The 15,325-nt window shown below is 65.1% G+C and carries 10 protein-coding genes; 5 read left to right on the forward strand and 5 right to left on the reverse strand.

Translation table 11 applies throughout. The features are described 5' to 3' along the window. Window positions 1-82: 82 nt before the first annotated feature. The 5 genes from NY78_RS05330 (at window position 83) to NY78_RS05350 (ending at window position 8,047) form a co-directional block, all read left to right on the forward strand. Window positions 83-2,443: a tetratricopeptide repeat protein gene (locus tag NY78_RS05330; protein WP_231583780.1), complete on the forward strand. Its 2,361-nt coding sequence runs from the start codon at window positions 83-85 to the stop codon at window positions 2,441-2,443. Window positions 2,444-2,479: 36 nt separating this feature from the next. Beyond that, window positions 2,480-4,045, forward strand: coding sequence for a glycosyltransferase family protein (locus tag NY78_RS05335; protein WP_043632688.1), 1,566 nt, complete (start codon window positions 2,480-2,482; stop codon window positions 4,043-4,045). A 369-nt stretch (window positions 4,046-4,414) separates the two neighbouring features. Continuing rightward, window positions 4,415-5,728: a hypothetical protein gene (locus NY78_RS05340; protein WP_043632691.1), complete on the forward strand. Its 1,314-nt coding sequence runs from the start codon at window positions 4,415-4,417 to the stop codon at window positions 5,726-5,728. Beyond that, window positions 5,712-6,821, forward strand: a complete 1,110-nt coding sequence (gene hisC / locus NY78_RS05345; RefSeq protein ID WP_043632694.1) for a histidinol-phosphate transaminase — start codon at window positions 5,712-5,714, stop codon at window positions 6,819-6,821. Before NY78_RS05340 ends, hisC begins: the two co-directional genes overlap by 17 nt. Further along, window positions 6,818-8,047: an MFS transporter gene (locus NY78_RS05350; protein ID WP_043632697.1), complete on the forward strand. Its 1,230-nt coding sequence runs from the start codon at window positions 6,818-6,820 to the stop codon at window positions 8,045-8,047. The genes hisC and NY78_RS05350 overlap by 4 nt, the downstream gene beginning before the upstream one ends. A gap of 115 nt (window positions 8,048-8,162) precedes the next feature. Here the strand turns inward: NY78_RS05350 and NY78_RS05355 are convergent, their stop codons facing one another. The 5 genes from NY78_RS05355 to NY78_RS05375 form a co-directional block, all read right to left on the reverse strand. Beyond that, on the reverse strand, window positions 8,163-8,990 hold the full coding sequence (locus NY78_RS05355; RefSeq protein ID WP_043632700.1) for an FAD binding domain-containing protein: 828 nt from the start codon (window positions 8,988-8,990) through the stop codon (window positions 8,163-8,165). Beyond that, on the reverse strand, window positions 8,987-9,472 hold the full coding sequence (locus NY78_RS05360; RefSeq protein ID WP_043632703.1) for a (2Fe-2S)-binding protein: 486 nt from the start codon (window positions 9,470-9,472) through the stop codon (window positions 8,987-8,989). Before NY78_RS05360 ends, NY78_RS05355 begins: the two co-directional genes overlap by 4 nt. Then, window positions 9,469-11,766 carry a xanthine dehydrogenase family protein molybdopterin-binding subunit gene (locus NY78_RS05365; protein WP_043632707.1) on the reverse strand — a complete coding sequence of 766 codons (2,298 nt, stop codon included), beginning with the start codon at window positions 11,764-11,766 and terminating at the stop codon, window positions 9,469-9,471. The genes NY78_RS05360 and NY78_RS05365 overlap by 4 nt, the downstream gene beginning before the upstream one ends. Next, on the reverse strand, window positions 11,756-13,048 hold the full coding sequence (locus tag NY78_RS05370) for a hypothetical protein (RefSeq protein ID WP_043632709.1): 1,293 nt from the start codon (window positions 13,046-13,048) through the stop codon (window positions 11,756-11,758). Before NY78_RS05370 ends, NY78_RS05365 begins: the two co-directional genes overlap by 11 nt. Before the next feature lie 504 nt (window positions 13,049-13,552). Next, on the reverse strand, window positions 13,553-15,220 hold the full coding sequence (locus tag NY78_RS05375; RefSeq protein ID WP_053062140.1) for a hypothetical protein: 1,668 nt from the start codon (window positions 15,218-15,220) through the stop codon (window positions 13,553-13,555). Between the last annotated feature and the right edge of the window lie 105 nt (window positions 15,221-15,325).

Here is a 15,325-nt window from a genome sequence, read left to right on the forward strand (position 1 = left end):
GCAAGCTCCGGGCACAGCCTGCAACGAGACAACGGCGAGGTGGCAGGGCGTATCCCAGGCAACGCATAACCAGGCGGGGTGGATGATGCAGGCGGGCAGGACCCAGGCGGCCAGGGGACAGTTGAGCCAGACCGAGAAGCAGGATGTTGCGGCCCTGTTTCGAAGCGGCCGACTGACGGAAATCGTCGAACGGGCCACCAACCTGACCGCGCGCTATCCTGGCGAGACCTTTGGCTGGAGCGTACTCAGTTCCGCCTTGCTCCGCCAGGGCCGCAGCGAGCAAGCCCTGCCGCCCTTGCGCCGCGCCCTGGATCTCTCGCCGCACGATGCCGGTCTGCACAGCAACCTCGGTTTGGCGCTGCTTGGCCTGGGGCGAACCGATGAGGCCATGATGAGCTTTACCCGCGCTCTGGAAATCAGTCCCGCCGCCGTGTCGGCCCACAATCATCTCGGCAATGCCCTGGAGTCGGTCGGGCGTCTGGAAGAGGCGGTCGCCCACTACCAGGCCTCCTTGGAGGCGTCCCCGGACCAGCCCCATACCTTGTATAATCTGGCCAACGCGCTCTATGCCCTGGGCCGGCCCGAAGAGGCCGTTGTCCGCTACCGGGCCGCCCTGGCCTTGTCCCCGGAGTATGCCTATGCCCTGGCCAACTGCGGCGTGGCCCTGGCTTCGCTTGGCCGCAGCGTCGAGGCCGAGGATTGCGCCAGACGGGCCTTGCGCCTCGCCCCGGAGCTGGGCGAGGCCCGGATTCTGCTGATAAACTGTCTGCTTCTGCGCGGGAATCCGGCCGGGGCGCTGGTCGTTGTCGAAGCCGCCCTGGACGCCGGGGAGAGCCCGGAGATGCGCCGGCTGTTCGTGGCCTGTCTGCGGGGACTGTCCGCGCCGCCCGAGGGGTCGGTGCGCCGGGAGCGGATTTTGCGCGCCCTGACCGAGCCTTGGGGACGCAGCGCCGAGGTGGCGGCGGCCATTGTCCCCATGCTCGAAGCCGACGTGATCGTTGGCGGCTGCATGCGCCGGGCCTTGGCGGCCTGGCCCGGCCGACTTGATGCCGCAGCCCTGTATGGTCCCACCGGGCTGGCCAACGTGGTCGGGGATACGCTCTTTCCTGCCCTGCTCGACGCCGCCCCCATAGCCGCGCCCGGGCTGGAACGCTTTCTCACCCTGGCCCGGGCCGTGCTGCTCGACGCGGCCTTGCACGTTGGTCCCGTTGTGGTGACGGAGAGCGGCAATGATGACCGCGGACTGGAGTTTTACGCCGCCTTGGCCCGGCAGTGCCGGGTCAACGAATACGTCTTTGCCGTCACGGCGGCCGAGGAAGCCGGGGCGGCCGAACTGACGGCGCGGCTCCTTGACGCCCTGGCCGGGGACCTGCCTGTGCCGGCCCTGTGGGTCGTGGCCGTGGCTGCCTTTACCCCGCTCCATGGACTGCCCCAGGCCGAACGCCTGTTGGCCCGGTCCTGGCCCGAGCCGGTAGCCCGGGTGCTGGTCCAGCAGCTCACGGAACACATCGAGGAGCAGCGCCTGCGGGGCCGCATCCCCCAGCTGACGCCCATTGAGGACGACGTGTCCCGGTTGGTGCGGCGGCAATATGAGGAAAACCCCTATCCGCGCTGGGTGCGACCGGCGCCGATGGGCGAGCCTGTCAGCCTGGCCGCCCATCTGCGGGAGCGCTTCCCCCGGGCTGTTCTGGACAATGTCCCCGACGGCCCGACCCTGGACGTGCTCATCGCCGGCTGCGGCACAGGGCAGCATTCCCTGGAAACGGCCCGGGTATTTCGGGGAGCAAGCGTCCTGGCTGTGGATTTGAGCCTGACCAGCCTGTGTTACGCCCGGCGCAAGACCCGGGAACTGGGCGTGGCCAACATCGAATACGCCCAGGCCGACCTGTTGCGTCTTGGCGAACTCGGCCGGCATTTCGATCTGGTTGAATCCTCGGGCGTGCTGCATCATCTGGCCGATCCGGCCGCTGGCTGGCGGGCGCTCTTGCCTCTGGTGCGCCCGGGGGGCATCATGCGCATCGGCCTGTACAGCCGTGTGGCCCGCCGCGGGATCAGCCGGGTGCGGGAGATGATCGCGGCCCGGGGGCTGGACGGTTCGCCCGAGACGATTCGGGCCTTTCGCCAGGAGCTGCTCGACAGCCCCTGGGAGCCGAGCTGGGGCCGGTATCTGCTGGGGGATTTTTTCAGCATCAGCGGCTGCCGCGATCTGCTTTTTCACGTGCAGGAGCACTGTCTGAACCTGCTTGAAATCAAGCGATTTTGCCTGCAAAACGGGCTGGCGGTCCTTGGCGTGGAGGTGGATCCGCCGGTTGCCGCCGCCTACCGGGCGCGCTTCCCGAGCGACGTGACGGCCACGGATTTGTCCAACTGGCACGCTTTTGAAGAAGACAACCCGGACACCTTTCTCGAGATGTACCAATTCTGGGTGCAGCGGGTGGGCTAGGGGTGCGTTTTACAGGCAAAAAAATCAGGTCTCTCCATGCGAATCGTTCACTTCGGCCAATTCCTGCAGGAAGGCTTCAAAGAGATTGGCTGCGAAGTCGTCCCTCTTCAATTGGATGCGACGAAAACGCTGACTGAATGTATTGAGGATACTGGTGTTCAACCCGATCTTGTTGTCATAGAATTTTTTGGCCAGACAAGCCTTCCCAAGGAGTTTTTCAACTGCAATTACAAATTAGCTGCCTATTGCATCGATAGCCCACTCAATGAATACTGGCTTATCCCACTGACGAAGCTCTTTGATTTCGTATATGTTGACCAGCTGTCGTCAGTGTCGAAATTTCGAAGAAATGGCGTTCCGGCGAAATGGCTTCCCCTGTCCGTGTTACATATGGATTTTCGTCCAACCACGGAGAAGAAGCATTTCATCACGTTTGTCGGGAGGATGACGCCGCACCGGGTCAAGCGCAATAATCTGATTCAGTATATCCATGAGAGCTTCCCCATCCATGTCGTCGAGGGGATTTCAAGATCTGCTCTGCAAGACGTTTTCGCGGCCTCGCAAATTGTCCTCAACGAGAACTTTTTTCCCGGACTGAGCATGCGCTGTATCCAGGCGCTGGCTTCTGGATCGTTGTTGCTCACGGAACGCAGCGGATATGGTGTCAGGCCGCATTTTCTTGAAGGGAAGCATTATATCGGCTATTCCCCAAACGATGTCATTTCCACAATCAAGGCTATTGAACGGTCATACGACAGCTTTGCCTCTGTCGCATCCTGCGGCCAGGAGGAATGCCGGAGAGGGCACACCAGCGCAAACCGGGCAAAGACGATCCTTGAGGACGTAGCCTCGGGAAAACGGCACGTTGTCCCCTCGGTGGATGAAAGGAAATTGCATGAGGCACAAGGCAAATATGCCTCTGCCCTCCGTTTTGGCGGGAAGTATGACGAATCAGTCAAGCTCCTCGTGGCCGCTGCAAATGTTTCCGATGCGATGCTGTCGCAGGCCTGGTGCGTCCTTGGCAGCATCCATCTCCGGGCCGGGCGTAACGAACCCGGGATTGCCGCTTTGGAGAAAAGCGCCTCTGCGGCGACAGTTCACGGGGTGATCGCAACCCTGAAGCTGATGCTCTTTTTTGCCGATGATTCCCGTTTTTTTAACTATTTGTCCGCGCTTATTTTGAAAATTCAAGCCCTGCGGATGAAACCGAAAAATTTGATGAAATATATACAAAGGCTGCTTGCACATCAGGACACATATTATAACAGCTGTCTGTTGGCCTGTGAATTGTTGTTTGCGATGAACATGAATTACGACATCGGCTTTCATAAGTCGCAGAAAGAAGAATATCCAGATTATGCCATGGAATATGCAGTCCTCGCTTTTGCAGCACAAAAAACGGTCGAATCACTCGATGCCATCATCAAATGCACGAAAAAGTGCAATTTTGCGCCGGAAGCGCTGGGCTACATCAAAGAAGCTATTCTCGTCGGGGCTGCATCGGACGAACAGATTGCGCTTTCCGTATCGCTTGCCCGTGAATACTATGATTTTTTGTATGCGGAAACGACCCTCAAGGCATTGCAGGCGACCATCGCCTAAACCGGGGCGTACGTCAGGTTCGCAGCATTGACAGGTCCTGTGCCTGTCTCGAACACCATCGCCCAAGGGCCTTTGCCGGCCCGGCCAACCGTCTGGGGGAGGGGAGGCGCTTTCCCTGGGGAGAGTGCTTGACGCAAGGCGTCGGTCACGGCGTGCCGGAGTCCGATGCTTGCAGTTGCGCCGGCTCCTGGGGACTGTCCGGTCGATGCCTGCAAGAGTCGGGATGCGATCCCGGGGACGGGGACGCACGTCTGGGGATGGCCTTGGCGAGCGGTTGCTCATGGATTGCAATTGCCAAAAAAATAGCGGAGATAAGGGAGCCACTAACACCCAGAATTGGTGGGTGGAAACCGAGTCCGGGGAGGCGACATGCCTGACGATCTGTGTGTCTCGATGGAGATTCCTCCGGACACCGCTTTTGCCTGTCCGGCGGCAGGCGCGGCCCAGACCTTGGCCAAGCGTTCCGGCTTCGGCCAACGGGAAAGCTTCCGCTTCCAACTGACTGTCGAGGAATTCTGTCTCTGCCTCATCGGGCTGGTCCAGGCGAAGGAACCCTTGCGCGTGGCCATGACCGGAAAACGGTATCTGCTGCGCTCAGAGTTCACTTTCAGGGCTGCGGAACTGTCCCTGGGCGGCCTCAACATTACGGCCCATGCCCTGGGCCGGGGCGACGGCGAACCCTCCCGCGACCTTGGATTGCTGCTCGCGGGCAACGCGGCGGATCGCTTCCACCTCGAACACCAAGGCGGCGAGCGTTTTCGCATCGTGGCGGAAGTGGATCGCCGCTATCCGGAATTGACGCCCATTGCCGCACCTGAGGGCATATGTCCGCCGTACCGGCTGGAGTTGCACGCTGATGCGGCGCGCCTTTGCCAAGCCGCCGCTCTGGCTGCCAGCGCCTATCCGCCCTGGCAATGTCCCGGTAGTTTTCACACGCCCGAACAATTCGCCGATCTCGTCGCCGACGGCCAGGTTGCCTGCGTCTGTGCCCTCGATGCGGCCGGGCAAACCGTGGGACTTCTCACCTGGAATCCGTGCAGCAGTCAGGCCCTGTACTTTTCCGGTCCTTTTGTTTTCACGCCCGCGGAAATGCGGCCCGATGTGGCCCGACTGCTGCTCGACGGTTTTCTGGAAGCCGTGGCCCGGGAGCGCTACGCCATTGTGTTGGGCTTTCGGGCCACGGGCGATCTCCTGCCGGGCTATTTCGAACCGCTCGGTTCCCTGCAAGCCTGCGCCGCCACGGGGTGCGACCGGCAACCTGTGGTCTTTCGGCATCTGCGGGAGGATGCCGGCCTGGCGGTCTGGTGCAGCCCGAGGATCGAAAATTTTCTGCGGGAGACCTACGAACGGCTGGCCATGCCCCGGGACATTCTCCCGGTCGAGGCCCCGGCCGGCCGTCCCCGGCGCGAATCATTGCTTGGCACGGCGTTTGACCGTTGCCGCGATCTGGCGGAACTGCGCCCCTTCCTGGACGGCCAGGACATGGCGGCCAATCTGGCCGCCCATGTGGCGGCCATTCGGGAGAAAGGCATACACAGGATTCTCTATTATATGGATCTGGCCCGGTCCTGGGAGGCGGCTTTGGCCGATGACCTGCTGCAGTCGGGATTCTCCCCGAAAGTCGTGCTTCCCCACGGGGGGCAGGGCGATATGGTTGTATGGCAGCATGACCAGGATTCTTGAGGGCATCCCGGACTATGTCCGGCAATTCGAACGCTATGTCCCCAGCCGGCCCGATGCGGTCCTCATGCGCCAGTACGGCGCAGCGCATCTGTACCGGCTCAATAACAACGAAAACGCCCTGGGACCGCCGCCTCTGGCCCGGGAGGCCATCGCCGCTTTTCCGGCCGAGCGGGCCGCCGTCTATCCCAGCGGCGACGCCTATGACCTGCGCCAGGCCCTGGCCGGGCGGTTTGGCAAGTCCCCGGAGCAGTTTTTGGTCGGCAACGGTTCCTGCGAGGTCATCGGGTCCGTCATCCGGGCTTTCTGCGGTCCGGGCGACGCCATTGTCACCGCAGACAAGACCTTTGCCGTGTACGAATGGGTGGCGAAATTTTCCGGGGTCGAGGCGCGGCTTGTTCCGCTGGCAACGCAGGCCCTGGACCCGGCGGCCATGCTGGCGGCCGTCACCGAGAACACCCGGGTCGTTTTCGTGTGCAATCCCAACAATCCCACCGGATCGTGGTGGAACAGGGCGACACTGGACCGTTTCCTGGCCGAGCTGGACGGCCGGGCGCTGGTGGTGCTTGACGAGGCCTACCGGGAATATCTGGATGATCCGGATTTTCCGGACGGCATGGAGGTCCTGGAGCGCCACGACAACGTCCTGGTCTTCCGGACTTTCTCCAAAATGTACGGTCTGGCCGGATTTCGGGTGGGCTATTTGTGCGGCTCCCTGGAGGCGGTGGACATCGTGCGCCGCACCCACATCGCCTATTCCGTCAATATGCTGGGGCAAATAGCCGCAACGGCGGCCCTGGCCGACGACGCCGGCCATATTGCGGCCACCCGGCAGATGGTGGCTGCAGCCAAAAGCGCGCTGTGCGACCTCTTTGCTGCCCTGGGACTGGAATATGTCAGCGGAGCCGGCAACTTTGTCATGGTCCGCACGCCCATGTCCGACACCCTGCTCTATCGCAAGCTCATGCAGAAAGGGGTGATGGTGCGCACCATGACCGGCTTTCGCTACCCCAACTGGATTCGGATCTCCATGGCCCAGGCGCCGGCCATGGAGGCTTTTGCCAAGGCTTTTTCAAGTGTGCTGGCCGCCCCATGACCGACAGCAGCCAGACAGCCTCCGAGCGGCTTTTCAGCTACGAGTTTATGGTGTTGCTCCTGGCGGCCACCTTCGGATTTTGCAACATCGCCATCTTTTACGGTTTCGAAACCTATTTGGCGCGTCTGGGAATCGAACCGGCCTGGCGCGGCTGGCTGCTTGGCGCGGAGCCCGTGGCCGCCTTTTGTTTGCGGCCTTTTTTAAGCGTCCTGATTACGCCGCGAAACGCCTTGCCCCTGGTCCGGGCCGCCCTGGTCGGCATGGGGCTGGCCCTTTGCGCCTACCAGTTCGCCCGGGGTATCGGCCCGATCCTGGCCGTGCGCCTTTTCCACGGGGTCTCCTTTGTCTTTCTGGTCAGCGCCGTGACGGCGCTGCTGGCCCAGGCCATCCCGAAAGCCCTCGCCGGCCGGGCCTTTGGCTATTTCTCCCTGTCTTCCCTTGTGCCTTATGCCCTCATGCCGCCGCTGGCCGAATGGCTGTTGCCGCGTCTGGGCCGGGAGGACCGGGTCTATGCCGTCTGTTCCCTCCTGGCGCTGCCCGGCCTGGCCCTGCTTGCGCCGCTTGGCAAGCGCTTGGAACAACGAGCCAAGGCCGGCCTTGCGAATGCCGGACGGCCGACGTGGGCAGATGTGCGCCACACCCTGGCCTTGCCGCCGGTGCGGCTGGTCCTTGTGGCCAACCTGTGCCTTTTTATGAGCACCACGCTGGTCTTTTTTTTCATCAAGCCCTTCGCCATGGGCCTGGGGCTGGCCGATCCCGGCTTTTTTTTCACCGTGTCCACGGGCGCGTCCATGGCCGTGCGGGTCCTGGCCGGGCCGTATTTCGACCGGCTGCCCAAGGAAACCGTTCTGGTCGGGGCGTTGGTCTGCCTGGCCGCCTGTATGCTGGGCTTTGCCGCAACCCTAGGCCAGACCCGGCTGCTGCTCCTGGCCGGAGTCTATGGCCTGTGCCTGGGCGTGGCCATGCCGCTTATGAGCGCCGTCATGTTCGGCTGCTCCCCGCCGGGCATGCGCGGGACCAACCTGAACCTGATGCTCTTTATGATGGATACGGCCTATGTGTTCGGTCCGGTCGCGGGCGGGGCCATCCTGGCCGGAGGAGCCGGGTATCCGGCGTTGTTCGTTCTGTCCTGCGTCTTTGCGGCCGGGGCAGGCCTGCTGGTGGTCCCGCTTGTCGCCGCCAGCCGGCGCAAGCGCGGCAAGCCGCTGGCTAGCGGCGGATGCTAAAGCCGCGGATAGCGGCAGATGCTAAAGCCGCGGATAGCGGCAGATGCTAAAGTCGCCGGCGAGCGGCAGACGGCAAGCCGTCGGTCAGCCACAGACGGTAAGCCGTCGGCCGGGATCAAAGCGTCAGCAGGCGCAGGGGCAATTTGCCGGCCACGTCCCGACGGTAGGCGGCCGTGGCCCGGATGTCGTCGATGGGCGAAATCTGCTCCCGAATACATTGTCCGGCCGCGATCAGGGTTTCCCGGTCCAGCCGGCCGCCGCACAGGAGCGCCTCGGCTTTACGGCAGCGCACCACGGTCGGGGCCAGGCTGCCCACGGCCAGCCGGGCCTCGGTCACCCGGCCGGCCTCGTCCCGGACCAGTATGGCGGCCAGACTGGCCACGGCAATGGCCAGGGCGTCGCGCCGTCCCACCTTTTCAAAATGGTGCAGGGCTCCGGCCGGGGGCAGCGGGACAAGGACCGCCGCGACGATTTCACCCGGGGCAAGGGCCGTGCGTCCCGGGGCGACAATGAATTCGGACACGGGCAGCCGGCGCGCGCCGTCCCGGGAAACCAGCTCCACCAGGGCGTCCAGGGCGCAGAGCGGCGGCAGGGTGTCCCCGGCCGGCGAGGCGGTGACACAGTTGCCGCCGAGGGTCCCCATGTTGCGGATAAGCGGCGAGCCAAGGGAGGCAAGCGCCTGGGCCAAGACCGCCAAGCGCTCCCGGACCAGAGGATGGCGCAGCACGCAGGCATGGGTGGCGGTGGCCCCGATGCGCAGCCGGCCCGCCTCGGCAACGATGGCGTCCAGGCCGGCAATTCCTTCGAGCAGGGCGACTTCGCCAAGCGACCGGCCTCGACGCTGTACAAGCAGGTCGGTCCCGCCGGCCATGGGACGCGCGCCGGCGGCGAGCAGCGGCCACAGCGCCTCCAACGAGGCCGGCCGATGGACCCGGCCGCTCACGAGTCTTCCCCGCGCAGGGTCGCGGCCGCCGCCAGGACCGCGTCCACGATTTTGACGTATCCGGTGCAGCGGCACAGATTGCCGGACAAGGCCTGTCGAACGGTCCCCCGGTCCGGGGCGGGATTGCGCGCCAGCAGTTCGACGGCCGCAATGGTCATGCCCGGCGAGCAATAGCCGCACTGCACGGCGCCGTGGACGGCAAAGGCCGTCTGGACAGGGTGCGGCGCTTCGGGCGTGCCAAGCCCCTCGGCCGTGGTCACGTCCCGGCCGTCAAGCTGGGCAGCCAGCATGAGACAGGACAGTCTGGCCACCCCGTCAAGGAGCACGGCGCACGCCCCGCATTCGCCCGAGCCGCAGCCTTCCTTGGCGGCGGTCAGGCCAAAATCGTCCCGCAAGACATCAATGGCCCGCCGGGCCGGATCGGTTTCAAGGCGCACCGGGCGGCCATTGAGCCGAAAGGAAATTTCCATGCGTTCGTTCATGCGTTCTCGTCCTCCAGGGCCGAAAGCACTGCCTCGGGCGCAACCGGCAGGCGGGTCACGTCCATGCCGATGGCGTCGTAAAGCGCCTGGGCCACGGCCGGACCGGGTCCGTGGATGCCGACCTCGCCCATGCCCTTGAGTCCCATGGGACCGGTGGGTTCGTTGTCGGGAAGGGCCAGACAGGCAATATCCGGCAGATCCAGGGCGGTGGGAATCAGATAGGTGCTGAGGTCTGCGGCCCGGATGCGACCCTGGTCAAGGGCCATGTCCTCGAAAAGCGTCAGTCCCGCGCCCTGGGCTGTCGCGCCCTGGATTTGCTGCTCCACGCCGGCCAGGGAAAAGACCCGGCCGCAGGCGACGACCCCGAGGCATTGCGCCAGCCTGACCCGGCCCGTCAGTTCGTCCACTTCGACCCCGCACAGACAGGCTCCGTAGGAATAGAAGCGGTGGGGGAAACCAAGCTTGCATGCATGGCCCGTATCGGGCGGGTCGGCCACCACCGGCATCACGAACTGGTCGATGTAGATCCGGTCGTCGCGGATGAGAAATCCAGCCAGCAGGGACAAAGGGACGGTGCGACCGGTGGCCGGATCGGACACGCCCCCGGGCACGAGGGTCAGCCGGTCCGGCGCGTCGCACAAAAGCGCCAGCGCGGCCCTGGTCCGTAATTTTTCCGCCATGGCCCGGCAGGCCCGGAGCAGGGCGTTGCCAAAGGTGTAGGTGGTGCGGCTGGCCGAGGACGAGCCGGCCGGCGGACAGACCCGGGTGTCCGGCTGGACGCAGGCGAAGGCGGTTTCGGGCTGCCCCAGGGCCTTGGCGGCCATGGCCACGAAGGCCGCGGCATTGCCTTGCCCCATGTCCGGCACGGAGTTGTACAGGCGAAACGTCCCCTGGCGCGTCAGCTCCAGCTTGGCGGCGGCGTGGTCGGGCAGGCCCCGGCCATAGCCCATGGCGTTATGTACGGCGACCAGCCCCACTCCGCGTCGAGTCAGCGGCGGGGCCGCCTGCTTCCAGGCTTCCCGTCCGGTCCAGAACGGATGGTCCATGGCGGCCTGGAGACAGGCGGCGACGTCGGTTCCGGGTTCGACCGCCACGCCGACGGCGTTTTTTTCACCCGGGCGCAGGGCATTTTGCAGCCGCAGGGAGTCCGGAGTGCGGCCAAGCCGCGTGGCCAGGAGATCCATGGCCCGTTCCAGGGCAAAGGTGGCCTGGACCACGCCAAAGCCCCGGAAGGCACCGCCCACGGGGTTGTTGGTGTAGGCGCAAAAGCCTTCGATGCGCGTATGGGGGATGCGGTACGGACCGCCGGCATGCTCCATGCCGAGTTCCATGATCTCGCCGCTTAAGTGGGCGTAGGGGCCGGCGTCAAAATGCATGGCGCAATCAAGCGCCTGCAGCCTGCCGTCGGCGGCAGCGCCCAGGCGGATGTCCATGACGGCGGCGTGGCGCTTGTAGCCGGCCAGGAAGGTCTCCTCGCGGCTCCAGACCATCTTGACCCATCGGCCCGGCAGACGCAGGGCGGCCAGGGCCAGCAGGCACTGGACGGTCGCCCCGTCCTTGCCGCCAAAGCCGCCGCCGAGATAGGGCGCGCGCACGCGGATGCGCTGGGGATCAAGCCCCAGGGCCTGGGCAATCTCGAAGCGGTCCCGAAAAGGGGCCTGGGTGGAGACGACCATGTCCAGGAGGCCCGACGGCAGGAGCCGGGCCAGCCCGTTTGGCGGTTCCAGGAACACATGGTCCTGCAAGGGTGTCGCAAACCGGCCCGCGACCACGACGTCGCAGTTGGCCAGGGCCGCCCCGGCGTCGCCCTTTTCCATGAGCCCGTGGGCCAGGAGATTGCCCTCCTCGCGGCCGGAATGCACCAGCGGCGCATCCGGCGACAGGGCCTGGACGGGATCAAAAACTCCGGGCAGCGCTTCGAAATCGACCCGGATGGCGGCCAGCCCGGCGGCCAGGGCCTCCCGGTTCTCGGCCACAACCAGGGCCACGGGGTCGCCGCAGTGTCGCACCCTTTCCCCGCACAGCACCGGTTGGTCCTTGTGGACGATGCCCTGGCGGTTGGTCCCCGGGACATCGGCCCGGGTCAGCACGGCCACGACGCCGGGCAGGCCTCGGGCGGAAGCGACATCCAGGCCGGCGATGCGGCCGTGGGGGAGGCCTGCCCGCCTGACGCCGGCCCACAGGCAGCCTGCCGGCGTTTCGTCTGCGGCGTAGCGCTCGCAGCCGCAGGTCTTGGCCAGGGCATCGACCCGGGGAGAGCTGGCCTGTCCGGCCACGTCTGCCTCAGCGCCCATGCCTGCGCCACTCCTCCCGGATGTGCGCCAGGATCGCCTTGGCCCGGTCGGTCAGCAGCTGCACGGCTTCGAAGTCCGGCTCCGCCGCCAACCGTTGGAACATGACGGCGTCGCCGCCCGGAAACCACAGCGGCAAAAACGCCCCGAACACGTACCCCCGCTCCCGCAAGGCCTCCACCGCAAAGGCCACGCCCGGGGAGGCCGTGTTGCAAAACACCTGGACCACGGCCAAGCCCAGGCGGACGGCCCGTTCCTCGATGGCAGCGACATGCCCGGGAAAATCCCGGCCGATGACGGCCACCTGGATGCGCTCCACCTGGGCGAGGTCAAAAATTCGTGCGTCGAGCACGGTTTCCGGTGCTTGGGGGACGTCGCTGGCGGCAAAGTGCATATCGCGGTTCAGGGAAAAGCCCGAAAGGATCGGCTCCAACACCGGTCGGCAGTCTTCGGGGAGATACAGCGGCAACGGAGCGTCCCGATGCACCCGGAAAGCCATCATGCACGTGACCCGGCCGGCCGCCCCTTCCTTGGCATAGGCCCCGTCCGGCATGAGGGACAGTTCGATGCCGCAGGGCACATACCCCTGCCGGTCGCCGCTTTTCTGAGTGACGACATGGTTGCAGACCGCCTCGCCAAAAAAGGCCTCGGCCCAGGTCATGGCATGGGAGACCGCATCGAGTTCCCGAAGCAGCTTGAAGGCCATGGAGGTCTGGCGGTAGGCCGGATCGACCAGGAGTTGCCCCTGCTCATACACGGCCGGATTGGGCGGCGAACTGCGGTAATACGCCCCATGGCCGACGATCTCGCCGGTCTCCGCCCTGGCCACCAGCGTCAACACGGCTTTCTGCTGGTTCAGGGCCACAAGCTTTTCCGGCACATAGTAATCCAGGACCGGATAGTTGGCGTCGTAAATGGCATAAAACAGGCCGGCCACGCCAAGCGCGTCCTGGGGGCGCATTCGGTCGATGACATACGGCTTCCCCTGAGGGATTTCCGCCTTGTTTTTCACGATGCGGGCAATGGCCGCACCTTTGAGCGTCTCGTCATCGAAATGCCGGGCGACAAAGTCGAGCCAATCATCCAGAGAGCCTTCCTGGCAAAGCGATGCGGGCGCGTCGGGCGTCCCGAGGGCCTCGGTGAGGCGCTTGGCCAAGGCAACGCCCATCTCCGCCGGAATGTCTTGGACCGCAAGCGGCACATCCCGGGATATGGCGGCAACGGCCTCGATCGGACATCCCGTTGTCGCCAGAAACACCTTGAGCGTATCGAGATCACATTCCATACATTCCCCAGAGCAGCCTCGGCGACCCGGAATCCGTGGTTTGGCGCGAGATTGGCCATTGCCGTCCGTGTGTGGCGATACGCGGCGAAAGCATCGAGTGCGGGCAATTCCCAGGTCAGCGCCTCAGGTCTGGTCAGCCCGAAACGCTCCTCCAACACGACAAGGAAAGGAGGGAAATCCAGGAACCGACGCCCTGGCGCGACAGCGGCCCATCGGGCCGCTGTGAGGCGGCGACAGACTCGTCCACCCCGGACAAAGGCATACTTTCTCGTAATTCCGCATCGGTGACAAGCATGGAGGCTTCTAACCATCCGCCGGCAAGCCGGCAGCAAGGGTGGGCAGATGTGGTCACCTTGGCAAGCCGTCGACAGGCGCGTTGCAGGGAACAGGTCGGGCAATGGCCTGCTGTTCCGAGGGGCGCGTCCCCCGGCCGGTGGACAGTGTCACTGGTTCTGGGGCCTATGGACCAACACGCGCCCCATGAGCCGGCTCACGGCGGACAGGTCAGCGGTCGGTCAGGGGAACAGGAAAGAAAAAGGCGTCGATGCCCTCTCTGGGATTGACGGCAGTCAGATCGCTTTGCGGCGGAACCGTCTCGATCCAATTGACCTCCCCGGCCAAGTGTTCCCGGACGATGCGCTCGTGAAAGGCGACCTGACCGGCCTCGGGTTGGCCTTCCCGGCTGTCCCAGAGCAGGTCGAAGTAATGGCTGTAGGCATTGAAGAGATGCCGTTTGCCGGCATTCTCGCCGCTCCAGACGCCGCTTCCCGGCCGTGCGGCTATGATGGTCCCGGCCTGCCACAGCTGGCCGCTGCCCACCCCAGGCGTGTCGAGGTTGGAAGAAGTCACGTAGATGCGGCGTTCCTCCTCGTGCCCGGCCACGTCCAGGAGCATGAGCTTGTTGTGCATGTCGTGGGGCGTGCCAGGGTTGCGGGTGATCCCGGACGGGTCGAGTCTGGGCCAGACCCGGGCCATGGCCAAGACCGAGACGTGGCCCGTGGCCGGATCGAGCCGACGGATCACAGACGGTCCCCGCAGCAGGGCCGTAGTTGGCGTTTCGGCCTTTCCGTCGCCGCTTTGGAACTGCCACAGGAAGCGCACCGTCAAGTTACCCGGCTGCGTCGTGCCCAGGCGGACGTCGCTCTCCCGATCCTCGGTCCGGCCTCCGGCAAAGCCCTCGTCCACGAACCGGAACAGGTGTTCGACAAACCAGGCTGTTTCGCCAATCTCAAAGACGGCGACGTCCAGGCGCACGTCGCGTCCCTGGCGCAACTGGGCGGCGGCGTCGAACAGGGCAGCGTCGTACCAGTTGACAATGCCGGCCTCATGCTGGCCGGCAGAGGGAGCGTTCAGATAGAGCGGCCAGGGACGCTCCGGCGCGGCAGGCCTGCCGCCGACAAAGGCCTGGCCGCGGCCGGCATAGAAGGAGACCAAATAGTTTCCCACTGGTATGGGGGGCAGGCTCGTCCCACTTGCATCCGCGCTCCCATGGCCGCCGGGAAAACGTCCCTGGCCGTTTCCCGCTCCGGCCGCCTCGGACAGGGCCGTGAAGGCGGCGTAAAGGGCGGGCCTTCGCTCCACAAAGCGCAGGGCATTATTGCCCTTGCAGGTCAGGCCCACCGTCTGGAGGTTCAGGGAACCGTGCACGGTGTAATACTCGGCCTGCCCGTCTGAAAGCTGGAGCACCTTGGCATGGGTTTCGGGATTTCCCCAGCGGCCGTGCTGCTTGCCTTCCTCGATGCGGGCCGTCTTTCCCGTCCGCGGCAGCAGTGCCCGCACGCCGTCCGGCGAGATGTCGCCCACGCCGTAGCGGATGGTCAGCGAATCCATGGCGTCGCAGGCGTCGAGGCGGGCCAGAACCCGGCGCGTGACGTCGTCGTCGGTCGTGCGCTGCCTGTCCCGCACGAAATCCACGCCCCTGTCGGGGGTGATGTCGCAGAAATAGTCGGTGTTGAGAAAGCCTATGTGGATGTCGCAGGCGTAGACGCCTTGGCGGCCGGCCAATCGGTCCAGGGGCCAGGACCAGGGGTTAAAGCGGGGATCGTTAGGCAAAAAAATCGCTGCGCGGCTGGCGTCGGGACCGGGGCGGCCAAGGCCCGGTCGGGGATACAGTCCCGACGCCGCGACCGTCGCCGCTAGGCACAACAGCACAATGCGGACAGTTCGTTTCATACGGTGGTGACTCCGGACCCGGGGGGGGGCGTTTGGGGCGGTAGTCGCCGGCGTCAAGGGTACGCCGGCCGCATGCCTTCGACGCGCCTGCGGCCCGTTGACGCT

The organism is Desulfovibrio sp. TomC (assembly GCF_000801335.2).
Classification (GTDB): Bacteria; Desulfobacterota; Desulfovibrionia; order Desulfovibrionales; family Desulfovibrionaceae; genus Solidesulfovibrio.